11 protein-coding genes are annotated in these 14388 nt (G+C 72.4%); 3 read left to right on the top strand and 8 right to left on the bottom strand.

The window, feature by feature from the left end; all coding sequences use genetic code 11:
• Nucleotides 1-278: 278 nt before the first annotated feature.
• A complete protein-coding gene (locus tag ACWD38_RS28560) occupies nucleotides 279-1358 on the bottom strand; it encodes an alpha/beta hydrolase (RefSeq protein WP_450125298.1) in 1080 nt (359 codons plus the stop codon).
• A gap of 214 nt (nucleotides 1359-1572) precedes the next feature.
• On the opposite strand from ACWD38_RS28560, the gene ACWD38_RS28555 reads away from it, so the two are divergent.
• Nucleotides 1573-3660, top strand: a complete 2088-nt coding sequence (locus ACWD38_RS28555) for an NACHT domain-containing protein (RefSeq protein ID WP_450125297.1) — start codon at nucleotides 1573-1575, stop codon at nucleotides 3658-3660.
• Here the strand turns inward: ACWD38_RS28555 and ACWD38_RS28550 are convergent.
• Nucleotides 3641-4966: an MCE family protein gene (locus ACWD38_RS28550; RefSeq protein WP_450125296.1), complete on the bottom strand. Its 1326-nt coding sequence runs from the start codon at nucleotides 4964-4966 to the stop codon at nucleotides 3641-3643. The two genes, ACWD38_RS28555 and ACWD38_RS28550, sit on opposite strands and share 20 nt — an antisense overlap.
• A 407-nt stretch (nucleotides 4967-5373) precedes the next feature.
• On the opposite strand from ACWD38_RS28550, the gene ACWD38_RS28545 reads away from it, so the two are divergent.
• Nucleotides 5374-6234 (top strand): enoyl-CoA hydratase-related protein, encoded by an 861-nt coding sequence (locus ACWD38_RS28545; protein ID WP_184480830.1) that lies wholly within the window; start codon nucleotides 5374-5376, stop codon nucleotides 6232-6234.
• A 109-nt stretch (nucleotides 6235-6343) separates the two neighbouring features.
• Nucleotides 6344-6973 carry a TetR/AcrR family transcriptional regulator gene (locus tag ACWD38_RS28540; RefSeq protein ID WP_184480832.1) on the top strand — a complete coding sequence of 210 codons (630 nt, stop codon included), beginning with the start codon at nucleotides 6344-6346 and terminating at the stop codon, nucleotides 6971-6973.
• 139 nt (nucleotides 6974-7112) lie between these two features.
• Here the strand turns inward: ACWD38_RS28540 and ACWD38_RS28535 are convergent, their stop codons facing one another.
• From ACWD38_RS28535 to ACWD38_RS28510, 6 genes are all read right to left on the bottom strand, one after another.
• Nucleotides 7113-8051 carry an alpha/beta hydrolase gene (locus tag ACWD38_RS28535; protein WP_450125295.1) on the bottom strand — a complete coding sequence of 313 codons (939 nt, stop codon included), beginning with the start codon at nucleotides 8049-8051 and terminating at the stop codon, nucleotides 7113-7115.
• A 177-nt stretch (nucleotides 8052-8228) separates the two neighbouring features.
• Complete coding sequence (gene fadD11 / locus ACWD38_RS28530; protein WP_450125294.1) at nucleotides 8229-10040, bottom strand: fatty acid--CoA ligase FadD11; 1812 nt, start codon at nucleotides 10038-10040, stop codon at nucleotides 8229-8231.
• Nucleotides 10041-10092: 52 nt separating this feature from the next.
• Nucleotides 10093-11025: a short-chain dehydrogenase/reductase gene (locus tag ACWD38_RS28525; protein WP_343071500.1), complete on the bottom strand. Its 933-nt coding sequence runs from the start codon at nucleotides 11023-11025 to the stop codon at nucleotides 10093-10095.
• Between the two features lies 1 nt (nucleotide 11026).
• Entirely contained in the window at nucleotides 11027-12508 is a 1482-nt protein-coding gene (locus tag ACWD38_RS28520; protein ID WP_450125293.1) for an aldehyde dehydrogenase family protein, read from the bottom strand.
• On the bottom strand, nucleotides 12505-13005 hold the full coding sequence (locus ACWD38_RS28515) for an SRPBCC family protein (RefSeq protein ID WP_184480840.1): 501 nt from the start codon (nucleotides 13003-13005) through the stop codon (nucleotides 12505-12507). The genes ACWD38_RS28520 and ACWD38_RS28515 overlap by 4 nt, the downstream gene beginning before the upstream one ends.
• Before the next feature lie 25 nt (nucleotides 13006-13030).
• The gene (locus tag ACWD38_RS28510; protein ID WP_450125292.1) at nucleotides 13031-14119 is read right to left on the bottom strand and encodes a PDR/VanB family oxidoreductase; all 1089 of its coding nucleotides are present in this window, start codon (nucleotides 14117-14119) and stop codon (nucleotides 13031-13033) included.
• Nucleotides 14120-14388 lie beyond the last annotated feature (269 nt).

The following is a 14388-nucleotide window of genomic DNA, read 5'->3' as shown; positions in this document are numbered from 1 at the left end:
GCGGGTGGCGGAACCTCAGCTGCTTCCTCGCTGCGGGATCTTTTTCCCGAGTGGCTCCGCCACGAGGGAAAAAGCCGTCCTCGCGAGGAAGCAGCTGAGAACCCGCGGGTGGTCGTTCTGCTTTGGTGGTCGCTGCTCAGCGGCTTCGCCGCTGACAAGAGAACGACCAACAACGCACTCACCTGGGACGACAAGATCAACGGGTCGAACGGTCGCGGAAGCGGCTCGCCGCCGCACCCGAGCGGGGGCGGCGGCGAGCCGGTCGGCGGCGCTGGAGATCAGGGGTGTTGGAGGCGCTGCATGAGCAGGCCGACGTAGTCGTCCAAGTCGGCCTGGATGCAGGGGTCCTGGCCGTGCTTGCCGTTGCAGCCCTCACCCCAGCCGCTGCCGTCGCCGTAGTCGACGAAGCGGTGCGGAATCCCGGCCGCCGTCAACTGCCCGGACATGACCACGGCGGTGTCCCGGACCCACGCCTCGCCCAGCGCCAGGACCGGGTCCTCGGCCAGGTTCCCGCCGTTGCCCGCGTAGAACGCCACGCCCATCCCGCGCAGCGGTTCGACGTGGTGCGCCGGGCTCTGCGCGTTCCACACCCCGTCCAACGGCCACACCGGCGAACCGAAGATAGCGTCCGGCGGATCCAGCGGAGCACCCATCTCGGTCAGCTGCGTGGACCCGACGATGGCGCCCCGCATCCGCGGGTCGAGCAGGTCGAGGTCTCCGGAGAAGCTGCCGACGTGGCCGAACAGCTCCGGCCGGTGCTCGGCGTAGTGGAACGCACCGAAACCGCCCATCGAATGCCCCGAGATCGACCGGCCCTCCCGCGAGGCGATGGTGCTGAGGTTGGCGTCGACCAGCGGGATCAGCTGGTCCAGGTGGAAGGACTCCCAGTTCTGCTTGCCCGAGGCGCCGGGGGCGACCCAGTTCGAGTACCAGCCGCGCCCGCCCCCGTTCGGCGTCACGGTGATCAGCGGGGCGTCTTCGGTCGCCCGCTCGGTCAGCGTCTGGTAGCGCGCCGAGTTCGGCTGCTCCGGGGCGCCGTGCAGCAGGTAGTTCACCGGGTAGCGCACGCCCGGGTCGTACTCCTCGGGCAGCACGACCAGCACCACGTGCTCCCCGGAGACCTGGTCGCCGATCGGCGGGTGCTCCGGGACCTGGTCGGTGGCGACGGTCATCGTGAACGTGCGGTGGTTCTCGTCGACCCACTCCGGCTGTTCGAGCACGGTGATGCCGAAGCCGTCGTCGAAGCGCGGCGGCGCGTCGGCCGCGGTCGCGACGGGTGCGGCGAGCGCCGACGCCGCGGTGAGGCAGCACAGCGCGGCGGCGCAGCGGCGCGCGGTGGTGCGCATGGGCGTTCTCATCCGGGTTCCCCCATCCGGTGATGTCCCGCCTCCCCTGACGGGATCAGCGACAGCAGACCAGCACCGCACCGCCCTGCACAGCTGCCAGTCGGGTGAGGGCGGCGCCAGTCCCTGGTTTCGGGGAGAACTCGGCCCGAATCGATGTTGCTCCGCCCCGGATTGTGGGATCTTGTGATCTCCGGAGTGCGGGGAGACGCTTGTCGAGGGGGCGCCCATGCCGCAGCGGGACGAGCAGGACGCCATCCACAACGAGACCAGCGGCCACGTCGGCGGCGACGTCCACCACTTCGGCGCGGTCCACGGATCGGTCCACTTCACCCGGCAGCCACCGGAGGACGCTCCGCTGCTGCGGACGCTGGCCCGCGAGGTACGCGTGCGGTGGGAGCTGGAGGAGCGCAGGCGACTCGTCCTGCAGGAGCTCCCGATGCGCTGGTATTCCGCTCCCGCGCAGGCATCGGAAGGCGGAGCCGGTCGCGACGATCCTCGCGAGGTGGGCGAGATCGCGCGGTTCTTCCGGGACATCGCCCCGCGCCGATTGGTGGTCCTCGGCGACGCGGGCGTCGGGAAATCCGTGCTGTGCATGCGTTTCGTGCTCACCACTCTGGAGCGGCGAAGCCCGGACGACGCGGTGCCGGTGCTGTACTCGCTGGGTTCGTGGAACCCGAGCGCGATGTCCCTGCAGGATTGGCTGATCGAGCGGCTGTCGAAGGACTACCCGCTGCCCGGCGGCGTGGCGGACGCGCGGAACCTGGTGCTGGACGAGAAGGTGCTGCCCGTCCTGGACGGCTTCGACGAGATCCCCGACGAGCTGCACGCCGCCGCGCTGCGGCACCTCGGCGAGTACCGCAAGCGGTTCGTGCTGACCAGCCGCACCTGCGCCTACCGGGAAGCGCTGCGGGAAGCGGGGGCGTTGCCCGACGCGGAGGTCGTGGTGCTCACCGAACTCGACCGCGACGACCTCGCGGCGACGCTCCCGAGCACCACCGCCTTCCCCGGCGCGGACCCGTGGGAGCCGGTGCTGCGGCGGCTGCGCGAGGCACCGGACGAGCCCGCCTGCGCCGAACTCGCCTCCGTGCTGCGCAATCCGCTGATGATGTCGCTGGCGCGCAGCGTCTACCGCAGGCATCGAGATCCGCACGAGCTGCTGGACACCGCGCGGTTCCCCAGCGGCGCCGCGCTGCAGGCGCACCTGCTGGAGGAGTTCCTGCCCACGGCGTACCGCAACGAACCGGAGCTCTGGCCGAAGGGGCAGCACCGGCCGTGGCCCGAGGAGCTCCCGCGGCGCTGGCTCGCGAACCTCGCCCGGCACGTGCGGGACTCGCGGGGTCAGGAACTGGCCTGGTGGCGGGTCGGCGAGATGCTGGGCGCCGGCACCCGTTCGCTGGTGATCGCGCTGCTCAGCGGACTCGTGATCGGCGTGCTCGTCACCGTCGTGCACGGCGCGATCTACCTCATCCCCGGCGACCGGCCGCCGCTGCGGGCGCTGGCCGAGGCGCTGCGCGACGCCGGGTTCAACGGACCGCTGGCCGGGTTCGCCGTGGGCGGCGCCCACTGGATCGCGCACCTCGCGGGCAGGGGCATCCCGGAACCGTCCAGGACGCGGCTGCTGTTCCGGGCCTCACCCGGCGAGCAGCGGCTCCCGCGCAACGGGCGCTGGCTGGCCGCTCGGGCGCTGCTGGCGGTCGCCGCGGGAGCGCTGTTCGGCTTCGCGGCCAGGTTCGCCGAAGCAGTGGTCCGAGCGCTGCGGCACGAGCCGGACGCGCTGCTGGGCGGCTGGGTGGAGGGCGCGCTGTTCGCGGCCATGTTCGGCGCGGGCGCCCTGATCGCCGTCGGCGCGGTCTCGCTGCTGGAGGCCCCGGTCGACGTGCGCACGACCGCCGAGCCGATCGAACTGCTGCGGTCGAACCGGCGCATCACGCTCGGCACCGTCGCCGTGTTCGCCGTCGTCTTCGGGATCGTCGTCGCCCTCACCGGGTTCGCCGCGCACGCGCTGTCCGGCGGGTCGCTGTGGGGATTCCGGCTGGAATGGGACGTGTGGGAGGCGGTTCGGCTGGGGTTGCTGAGCTCGTTCGGCGGAGGGATCTCGATCGCGCTCGGTTTCACCGCCTGGGGCCAGTGGATCGCGTTCGGCCGGATCTGGCTGCCGCTGGTGGGCCGGTTGCCGTGGCGGACCGCGGCGTTCCTGGAGGACGCCAGGGACCGCCAGGTGCTGCGCACGCACGGGGCGCACTACCAGTTCCGGCACGAGCGCCTGCTCAGCCACCTCGCCCCGCCCGATCGGGTCAGCGCGGTCGCACGGTGACCTGGGTGTCGCGCAGGACCGGGCCGAGCAGCAGGCTCGACCACGGCGGCGCCGGGGCCGCGTCCGGGGAGGGCGCGAGGATGCCGGCGATCAGGTCGCGCTCCGCCGGGGAGTTCGCCACCCCGAGGTCCGGCGCGGACGCGCCGCCCGAGGCCGAGGACGGCGTGGTCGCACCGGGCAGCAGCCCCTCGGTCCCGGTCCTGGCTGCGGGCGGCGGGTTCGAGCCGTCGACGACCGGGCCGTCCGGCGGGTACTGGGGCGCGTGCTCGAACTCGTAGCAGCGCGGCCCGCGCTCGTCGCCGAGCTCCGGTTCCTCGCCCGGCACGTACGCGCCCCGGTTCGGCGTGATCTCCAGCGTGACGTGGGCTCCCGGCTCGTCGGTGCCCACGCCGAACAGCTCGTCGACCCGGGGGATGATCCCGGCGGCCTGCGCGAACATGCAGGGGTACTGCGGCGAGTACTTCGCGAGCACGTCCAGCGTCGGCCGCGACGTGGCGTTGAGCCGGATCAGGTCCTGGGAGTGGGCCGCCAGGAAACTGGTCAGGTCGTTCGAGGTCGTGGTCAGCTGCGCGGTCATCGCGCTGAGGGCTTCGCGCTGCTCGGCCAGCGTCCTGGCCGTGGTGCTCACGTCGCCGAGCGCTCGCAGGACGTCCGGCGCGGCCTGCTCGTAGGTCTCGGCGACGCCCACCACCTGCCGCAGGTTCTCCTGCAGCTGCGGCAACGACGGGTTCAGCTCGGCGACGTAGCGGTTCAGGTCGGTGATCGTCTCGCCGACCTGCTCGCCACGCCCGTCGAGCGCGCGGCTCAGGCCGTTGAGCGTCGTGGCCAGGTCCTGCGGGTGCACCGCTTGCAGCAGCGGCATCGTGTCGGCGAGCACCTGCTCCAGTTCGACCGAGGCCTGCGCGCCGTCCTGGGTGATGACGTCGCCCGCGGCGAGGTGCCGCGCCGAGCGCTGTGCGGGCAGTTCGAGGGAGACGTAGCGCTCGCCGAACAACGTCCTGGGCAGCAGCCGCGCGGTCACGTTCGCGGGGATCTGCTCGACCTCGTCGGGGTCCAGCTCCAGCCGCATCCGGGCGCCGCCGTCGGCCGCGGTGACATCGCCGACCTGGCCGATGATCAGGCCGCGGACCTTGACGTCGGCTTCGGGCAGGATCTGGTTGCCGGTCGCTCCGGTGCGCAGCACGACGTCCACGCTGCGGGTGAAGGCGCCGCGGTACGCGCCGATGCACACCGCCGCGGCCAGCACCATGACCAGGAGGAAGGCCACGCCCAGCGCTCGTCGCCGCAGAGCCACCAGTGAACTCATCGCAGGCCCCTTTGCCTTCGACTTCGCTTCATCCGGGCGGGCGGCGAACCCCGGGAGCCTCGCCTCGACGCGTCGCCCGGACTCCGCTGCGAGCGGAACGGATGCGGCGGATGACGAGCGCCCAGCCTCACGAGGTATTGCCTGTTTGTCAACAGCGCCCGGATACCGCTCGCGCCGGGGAAAACCGCGAGTGATCGGCGGAGCACGCTCAGAACTACCATACCCGGCACCCGCGCACGATGGATTCGCGTCCAACTCGCCAGCGCGTCGTGCTTTCGAGTCCACCGGACCCACGAAGCACCCGCGCACGCTTTTTGCGGCCATCACGCAGTTCCCCAATATTGACACCTTGTCAATAAACCTGCCGCGTCCTACGCTGTGCCCCTCGGACGAGACAGGGAGCGCGAGTGGACTACGAAGAGATCCGCTACGAGATCGACGGGCCGGTCGCGACGATTTCGCTGAACCGCCCGCAGGCTCGCAACGGCTACACCGTGCGCATGGCCGACGAGCTGGCCGCGGCGTTCGACCGCGCGGACCGGGACGAGGACGTGCGCGTCGTCGTGTTCACCGGCGAGGGCAAGGACTTCTGCGTCGGCGCCGACCTCTCTGCGGGCGGGTTCGACGTCAGCGAACCGGGCGCCGAAGGCCAGGACGACTGGAAGGAACCCGCGGGCCGCTGCGCGCTGCGGATCTTCGCGATGAACAAGCCCGTCATCGCGGCGATCCGGGGCGCCGCCGTCGGCGCCGGGGCCAGCATCACGCTCGCCTGCGACTACCGGCTGGCCGCGAAAGACTCGCGGTTCGGCTTCGTGTTCTCCCGCCGCGGCATCTACCCCGAGGGCGCCTCCACCTGGTTCCTGCCCCGGCTGGTCGGCCTCGGCACCGCCCTGGACTGGATGATCAGCGGCCGGCTCTTCGACGCCGCCGAAGCCCGCGACGCCGGGCTGGTGCACGCCGCGCACGAACCGGACCAGGTGCTCGACGAGGCGTACTCGCTCGCCCGCGACCTCGCGGCCAACACCGCTCCGGTCTCGATCGCCGTGATCCGCCAGATGCTCTACCGGCTCAGCGCGCTGGAATCCCCCTACGACGTGCAGCGCGTCGACTCCCGGCTGATCGCGGGGTTGCCGACGAACGAGGACGCGGCGGAAGGGGTCATGTCCTTCCTGGAACGGCGGCCTCCGCGATTCCCGGGGACGGTCGCGAAGGACCTGCCGGGATTCCTGCCGTGGCTCGACGACGGCACGGCGCCTCGATCGGCGTGAGCGTTGTTCGTCATCGGTCAACAGCCGGAACCCGCTGTGCCACAACCCGCTCCACCACTTGCGCTGCACGACTCGGCTCGGTCGTTGACCTGCGGATAAGGTGGCGGGCATGAGTGTGCAGTCCTCGACGCCACGCCGGCGGCTCGACCCCGACGAGCGGAAAGCGGAGATCCTCCTCGCCGCGCGGCGGCTGTTCGGCACCGGCACCTACGCCTCGGTGTCCACGACCGACCTCGCCAACGAAGCGGGAGTCGCCCGAGGACTGATCAACCACTACTTCGGCGGCAAGCGCGGCCTGTACCTCGAAGTGGTCCGGCAGATGATGGTGATCCCGGCGCCGGTGACCGAGCACCTGCCCAAGACGACCGTCGAGCAGCGCTTGGCCATCAGCATCGACCGCTGGCTCGACGTCGTGGAGCGCAACAAGGAGATGTGGCTGACCGCGATCGGCCCCGAAGCCATCGGGCGCGACCCGGAGGTCGAGGAGATCCTCGCGGAGGGCGACGAGATCGCGGCCGACCGCGTGCTGGAAGCGGCGATGATGGCCGACGTCACCGAGGGCCGCGAGGTGCTGCGCGCGATCATCCGCTCCTACGGGAGCATGATCCGCGCGGCGTCCAGGGAATGGCTGGTCCGCGGCACCCTGTCCCGCAGCGACCTGCACGTCATGCTCACTGACGTCATCCTGCACGTCCTCACGACGACGTTCCCCAACGTCCTCGCCGCCCGATCGGAATGACCGGCGCCGCCCGTCACGGTGTGGACGACCTCCGCGATGTCGTTCCCGCCCGGCCTGGCCCGGCGGAGAACCCGTTGCAGCGCAGGGCAAGCCGAGCTGATCGGACGCACGCGACCGCGCCGGCGGGACCTGCCCGTAGCTAGCCGTGACCGGTGGGGCGCGCGGCGAAGTACGCGAGTTCGCGCACGGCGGCACGGGCTTCGGGCAGGAGCGCGGCGAGCAGGGTGAAGGCGTGCATCTGGCCGTGCCAGACGCTCAGGTCGCACGGGACTCCCGCCTGCCGCAGGCGCCGGGCCATCAGTTCGCCATCGCTGCGGAGCAGGTCGAGGGAGCCGACCTGGATCAGCACCGGCGGCAGCTCGCGGAGGTCCGCGTAGCAGGGGGACAGCTCCGGAGCGTTCGGTTCCACGTCCACCGCGCACATCCGCGCCACGTCGGCGGCGGCCCGCGCGGGCAGGAACGGGTCCAGGAGCCGGTTCGCGGTGTAGGACGGGCCGGTCGCGGCGAGGTCCAGCCAGGGTGACGTCGCGGCGATCCCGGCCGGGCGCGGCAGCCCGCGCTCCCGCGCCCGCAGGGCGACCGCGAACGCCAGGTTCGCGCCCGCCGAATCCCCGGCCAGCACGACGTCCTCGCCGGTGCGGCCCTGGTCCAGCAGCCACCGGTAGGCGTCGACGCAGTCCTGCACGCCGTCGTCGACCCGGTGCTCCGGGACCATCCGGTAGTTCACCGCCAGCACGGGAGACCCGGTCAGCGCCGACAGCCGGGCCACCTGCGCGCGCCAGAGCCGGGCCGAGCCCAGCACGAATCCGCCGCCGTGCGCGTAGAGGACCGCCCGCCGCGTCCCGGTGTCGCGGCCGGTGCGGACCAGGTCGGCGTGGCAGCCGGGCAGCGGGATCCGCCGCACCGTCGTGCCGAACGGGACGGGCCCGAGCAGCGGGGCGAGCCCGCCGGTGATGCCGCGTGCGCGGCGCAAGGTCTCGGGAGTGACCGGAGTCCGTTCGAGCAGCGGGCGGAGCGTCCGGCGCAACGCGGCGGCGAGCACCCGCGAGCGCACCGACCCGCGGAGCGCTCCGGGCACGCCGGGGCGATCAGGATCACCGGACGTATCGAGCCGCCCAGCCCCACCTGGCCCACCAGGTTCCCCGGACGGTTCTCCGATTCGATCGTCCACATCGGACTGGACCCGGCGGGATCTCGCGCCCCGAGCCGTCTCGTCGTCGGTCATGACGGACTCCGCTCTCGCCCGCCGCCCCCGTCAGCTCCGCGCCGCCGCGACCGCTTCGGTCGCGGGTTCGTGCACGTCGTCCGGCCGCGGATCGGCGTAGAGCCCGTCGATCTCGGCGGCGTACTTCACCGCGATCGGCTTGCGGCGCAACTTCATCGTGGGGGTGAGCTCGGCACCGCCCGGTTCCCAGAACTCCGGCACGATCCGGAACCGCTTGACCTGCTCGACGCGGGCCAGGTTCGCGTTGCCCGCGGCGACCGCCGCCGACACCAGCGCGACGACGTCGGGGCGCCGGGACAGCTCGGCGGCGTCCCGCTCGTGCTCGGCCACCGCTTCGGGGTCGAGCACGATCAGCGCGGTGTTGTACGGCCGGGCGTCGCCGATCGCCGCCACGGCACCGATGAGCGGGGAGCACGCCACGACGGCGTTCTCGATGTTCGTCGGGGACATGTTCTTGCCGGTGGCGCTGATGATCAGCTCCTTCTTCCGGTCGATGACGGTGATGTAGCCGTCGTCGTCGACCGCGACCACGTCGCCGGTGGACAGCCAGCCTTCCGGGCTGATCGCCTCGGCGGTCTTCGCCGGCTCGCCGCGGTAGCGCTTCATCACCAGCGGCCCGCGCAGCAGCAGTTCGCCGTCGGCGGCGACCGACATCTCCATGCCGGGCAGGACCTTGCCCACGGTTCCGAGCTTGACCGGGTCGGCGGGCGCCATGCTGGCGATGCAGGTCACCTCGGACATGCCCCACGCCTCGGAGATCTTCAGCCCGAGCGCGCCGAAGAACGCCAGCGTCTCCGGGGAGATCGGGGCGGCGCCGGACATGGCCCACTTCAGCTCGGCGAAGCCGAGGCGGGCGCGCAGCAGCGCGAGCACCTCGTCGGCGCGCGCGTGCTCGGCCGCCAGTTCCGGTGGCACCGGTTCGCCTGCGCGCAGCAGCGCGAACCGGCGGTGCCCGACGTCGAGCGCCCACCGCAGGTGCGCTTGGCGCTCCTCGTCGGGCTCGCCGTCGACGGCCGCTTCGACGGCGGCCTTCAACTTCTCCCACACCCGGGGAACCGCGCCCCAGATGGTGGGCAGGCAGTCCGGGATCGCGGCGGTGATCCGGCGTCCGTCGGCGACCGCGGTGATCTGGGTGCCGAACACCTGGTGCAGGTACAGCGCGGTCAACCGGTCCGCGATGTGCGCGGAGGGCAGGAAGGACGTGATCCGGTCGCCGAACTCGATGGGCTGGACCTGCCCGATCGCGCGCGCCTCGAACAGCAGCGCCTCGTGGGTGGCCTCGACGCCCTTGGGGTCGCCGGTGGTGCCCGAGGTGTAGATCAGCGTGGCGACGTCGTCGGCCCGCACGGCCCGCCAGGCCGCGTCGAAGTCGAAGTCCGGCGCGGCGCGCTCCGTCAGCTGCGCCAGCGTGATCGTGCCCGCAGGCTGCTCCCCCGGCTCCGCGTCGACCACGACGATCGCCGTCAGCGACGCCCCGGATTCCTGGATGCGCTCGACGTGCTGCGCCTCGCAGACGACGACGTCGGCTCCGGCGTTGCCGAGCACGTAGGAGATCGTGCTCGGGGTGAGCGTGTTGTAGAGGGAGAACGAGGTGGCGCCCACGTGCAGCGCGCCGACGTCCACCGGGTAGAACTCGACGCGGTTGGCCATCATCAGCGCCACCGTGTCGCCGCGTCCCACGCCGAGCGCGGCGAAGCCGCCCGCGACCTCGCGCACCTGGTCGGCGTAGTCGCGCCAGGTCAGCTCCTGGGTGCCGCCGACGGTCCGCAGCGCGACGGCGTCGGGGTTCACGGCGGCGGTCCGCTGGAACGCCGCGCACAACGTGGCCGGTTCCCCGGTCATGGCAACCTCCTCGAGGAGTTCTTCCGGAACGGCCCGCAGCGGGCCGGGGGGCTCAACGACCTTCGGGTGCGCCCGCTCGCCGCCGGTCCGTCCTGGCTTCGAGGTCGCGGACGAACCGGTGGCTGCGCGCGTCCGAGACGAGCACCGCGTCGATGAGCACGTTGAGCAACCCGCGCAGCAGCCCCCACGGCTGCCAGGCGCGCGGAACGGTGGTGCTGCCCGCGCGCCGGGAGATCGCATCGGCGACCGAGCGCGCCGCGCGCTGCGCGGAGATGCGGCGGCGCAGCGGCCGGGGCAGCCGCGAGTTCAGCTCCGCCCCGAGGTCGTCCTCGTCCAGCGTGGCCTGCGCGAGGCGGGTGTCGACGATGCCGAAGTACGCGACTCCGGCGGTGGCGCCGTGCCCGGCGAGCTCCAGCCGCAGGATGCGGCCCAGCTGCTCGGACGCGGCCTTGCTGACCACGTACGCGGCTCCGCCGAGCGCGGGTGAGAAGGCTGCCGCCGAGGACACCACGACGATGTGGCCGCGCCGCGCGATCACCTCGTCGATCGCCGGGCGCACGGTGTTGAACACGCCCATCAGGTTGATGTCGATGACCCGGTCGAAGTCCGCCGGATCGATCTGGCGCAGCGTCGCGGGCGGCGGTGTCACTCCGGCGTTGGCCACGACCACGTCGATGCCGCCCGCCGCCGCGGCGATCTCGCGCACGGCGGTGTCCATGGCGGCGCGGTCCCGGACGTCGGCGGCGGTCGTCACGACCCGCTCCCCGCCCAGCGCCGCCTCGGCGGCGCGCAGCGCCACGGCGTTGACGTCGATCAGCGCGACCACGGCGCCCTTGCCGTGCAGGATGCGGGCGAGGGCGAAGCCGATCCCGTCCGCGCCGCCGGTGATCACGACGACCTTGCCCGCGACGTCGTAGTGCATTCCGCCGGGCAGCGGTATCCCGAGGTCCCGCAGGGCCGCGGCGACGCGGTTCGCAGTGGACACGTCAGCGCCTCCCGTGCAGCAGTCGGACGAGCACCCGGATCAGCCGATCCACGCGCGGGCCGCGCCGGAACGTCGTGACCGGCAGCGGAGCGCGGAAGCGCCGCCGCGTCATCGAGCGCGCGTAGGTGAACTCCTTGAGCCCTTCCGGTCCGTGCACCCGGCCGAACCCGGAGTCGCCGACCCCGCCGAGCGGCAGGTTCGGGATCGCGGCGAAGCCGACGTAGGAGTTCACCGCGACCGCGCCGGAGCGGATCCGCGCGGCGATCCGGGTGCCGTTGCGTCGGGAGAACACGGTCAGCCCCAGCGCGTACCGGCTCGCGTTCGCGCGCTGCACCGCTTCGTCGGCGTCGCGCACCTTCGCGATCGTCATGGTCGGCCCGAAGGTCTCCTCCGTCACCGCGAGGCAGTCCTCGGGCGCGTCGAGCAGGATCGTCGGCTGCACCACGCGGCCGTCGATCGCGTCCAGGCCGCCGAGCGCGACGCGCGCTCCCCTGTCGAGTGCGTCGGCGATGTGGGCGCGGACGACGTCGACCTGGCCGGGTGTGGTCATCGGGCCGAACCGGGCTTCCGGGCCGGTGCCCGCGCGGATCGTGCGGGCCAGCGCGACGACCTCGGCGACGAACTCGTCGTGCACGGCCCGGTGCACGTAGACCCGTTCGACGCCGAGGCAGGTCTGGCCGGCGTTCGACGTCGCTCCCCACACCGCCGCGTCGGCCGCCGCCGCGACGTCGGCGTCGGCGTCCACGATCAGCGCGTCCTTGCCGCCGCACTCCATGAGCACCGGCGTGAGCGTCGCCGCGCACGCGGCCAGCACCTGCTTGCCGGTGGCGGTGGACCCGGTGAACCCGATCTTGTCGACGCCGGAGCGGCACAGCGCAGCGCCGGTGCCGCCGTCGCCGGTGAGCAGTTGCAGCACGGGCTGTTCGGGGACGACCGCCGCGAAGGCGTCGACCAGCCACGCGCCGACGCCGGGCGCGCTCGGCTTGTAGACCACGGCGTTGCCCGCGGCGAGCGCGAACGACAACGAGCCCAGCGGGGTGAACACCGGGTAGTTCCACGGTCCGATGACGCCGACCGCGCCCAGCGGCCGATGCGCCACGCTCGCCGCCTCGTTGAGCATCAGCAGGCTGGAGCGGACGGTGCGAGGGCCGAGCACCTTCTTCGCGTTCCGCGCCGCCCAGGCGAGGTGTTCCAGCGCCATCACGACTTCGAGCATCGCGTCGGCCCGCGGTTTGCCGGTCTCCGCGCGCACCAGCTCGGCGAGCTCATCGCTGCGGCGGGCGATGATGCCGCGCCACCGGTCGAGCCTGCGGGCGCGTTCGGCGAAGCCCAGCCAGTCCCACCAGGTTCCCGCCAGGCGGGCCCGGCTCACCGAGGCCGCGACGTCGGTGGGGCCGTGCACCGGGTAGGTGCCGATCACCTCGCCGGTGAGCGGACTGCGGACGTCGAACACGTCCGGCGCGGTGGTCGTGCCCGCCGTCATCGCGCGCCTCCCGTCGCGCGGCGGGCGGCACCGTCGGCCCAGCTCCGCGTCACCTTCCGCAGCAGCGGACGGGAGAGCGCCAGCACGGGGGCGAGCCACCCGGCCGGTTCCACCGCGAAGGTCCAGGTGAACCGCGTCCCGCTCGCGATCGGTTCCAGCGCGACGTCCTCGGCGAAGCGGCGGAGACCCGGCCGGTTCGCGGCTTCGACGCCGAACGTCATCCGGCTGCCCTCGTCCCAGCGGTAGAACCGCTCCCGAAGCGAGGCCGCGCCGCGCCCGACGGTGACGGTCCGGGTGGTGCCGACGCCGAAGGGCCGCGGCGAGGTCCACTCCGCGCCGGTGATCGCGCGGGAGAACGACACCAGCGCGTCGTCGGCGGTGAACGCCTCCCACACCTGGCCGGGCGGGACCGGCACCTCGACGGTGTGTGCGAAGCGGAACCTGGCCGAGCGCAGGAAGTCGTCGTCCGACTCGGCGAGCGGATACCAGCGGGTCATGGGGCAGCCTTCCACGGTGGACTGATCACAGGTCGAGGGTGAGCCGTTCGCCGGCCGAGCGGGACACGCAGATCAGCATCGAATCCGCGCGTTCGCCGTCGAGCAGCAGCTTGTCGCGGTGCTCGACCTCCCCGTCGAGCACGCGGACCTTGCACGTACCGCAGAACCCCTGCTGGCACGAGTACGCGATGCCCGGCAGCTCCCGGCGGATCGCGGCGAGGGCGGACTCGTCGGACGGGACGGCGACGGTGGTCCCGGTCCGTTCGAGGTGCACGTCGAACGGCCTGCCGTCGCGCACCGGCAGCGCCGAGAAGCGCTCGGTGTGCAGCGATCCGGTGGGATTGATCTCCCGCATCAGGCCGCGCGCGGTGGTCATCAGCGGCGTCGGGCCGCACAGGTAGACCGCCGCGCCGGGCGCGGCTTCCGGGAGGATCGCCGTGATGTCCGGCAATCCGTGCTCGTCGTCCGGGCGGACGTCGACGACGCCGCTGTCGTAGCGGGAAAGTTCGTCCAGGAACGGCAGCCCGTCCCGCGTTCGTCCTAAGTAGACCAACCGCCATGGTGCACCGCGCCGGTGGCATTCCCGCACCATCGGCAGGATCGGCGTGATCCCGATGCCCCCGGCGACGAACAGGTAGGACTCCGCTTCGATCAGCCGGAACGCGTTGCGCGGCCCGCGGATCGTGATCCGGTCGCCCGCGGCGAGCTCGTCGTGCACCTCGCGCGAACCGCCGAGCCCGTCGGCGAGCCTGCGCACCGCGATCCGGTAGCGGTACCGGTCCGCCGGGTCGCCGCACAACGAGTACTGCCGCTGCTTGCCGGAGGGCAGGAAGACGTCGACGTGCGCGCCCGCAACCCAGCTCGGCAGCCGCGCGCCCGCCGGTTCGGAGAGCGTCACGCTGACGACGTCGGCCGCCTCCGCCCGCACCTCGTTGACGACGAGTCCGAGGTCGAATCCGCCGCGGCGCACCGGATTCGGCCGCGACAGCAACGGCGCCACACCGCTCTCCGCGAACACCCTGCGGTAAGCGGCGCTGAACCCGCCGATGGCCCGCAACACCGGCCCCGGTGCGAACCCGGAACCGGAACACCCCGCCTGCTCGATCATGGTCATCGTCTTCCCTCAGAACCCGTCATCGATCTCGTCGTCCCAGATGAACCGCGCGCGACACCCAACGCCTCGCCAACGGCGAACCAAGAGCGAACCCAACCCGCGCCTCACGGCCGAAGTCCGTGCCTTGGGCGGCGAAGCCGTGCCTGTATGTGCGAAGCACATAGCCCACGTCACAAAGCCCTCACCCGCGGGTTCTCAGGTGTCTTCTCGCGAGGACGGCTTTTTCCCTCGTGGCGGAGCCACTCGGGAAAAAGATCCCGCAGCGAGAA

This window comes from Saccharopolyspora sp. NPDC002578 (genome assembly GCF_053592695.1).
This window is presented reverse-complemented; position numbering and strand designations above follow the sequence as displayed.

Excerpts from the sequence above, each read along its gene's own strand:
- ACWD38_RS28560 (WP_450125298.1), bottom strand. The coding sequence starts at position 1,358 with ATGAGAACGCCCATGCGCACCACCGCGCGCCGCTGCGCCGCCGCGCTG.
- ACWD38_RS28555 (WP_450125297.1), top strand. The coding sequence starts at position 1,573 with ATGCCGCAGCGGGACGAGCAGGACGCCATCCACAACGAGACCAGCGGC.
- ACWD38_RS28550 (WP_450125296.1), bottom strand. The coding sequence starts at position 4,966 with ATGAGTTCACTGGTGGCTCTGCGGCGACGAGCGCTGGGCGTGGCCTTC.
- ACWD38_RS28540 (WP_184480832.1), top strand. The coding sequence starts at position 6,344 with ATGAGTGTGCAGTCCTCGACGCCACGCCGGCGGCTCGACCCCGACGAG.
- fadD11 (WP_450125294.1), bottom strand. The coding sequence starts at position 10,040 with ATGACCGGGGAACCGGCCACGTTGTGCGCGGCGTTCCAGCGGACCGCC.
- ACWD38_RS28520 (WP_450125293.1), bottom strand. The coding sequence starts at position 12,508 with ATGACGGCGGGCACGACCACCGCGCCGGACGTGTTCGACGTCCGCAGT.
- ACWD38_RS28515 (WP_184480840.1), bottom strand. The coding sequence starts at position 13,005 with ATGACCCGCTGGTATCCGCTCGCCGAGTCGGACGACGACTTCCTGCGC.
- ACWD38_RS28510 (WP_450125292.1), bottom strand. The coding sequence starts at position 14,119 with ATGACCATGATCGAGCAGGCGGGGTGTTCCGGTTCCGGGTTCGCACCG.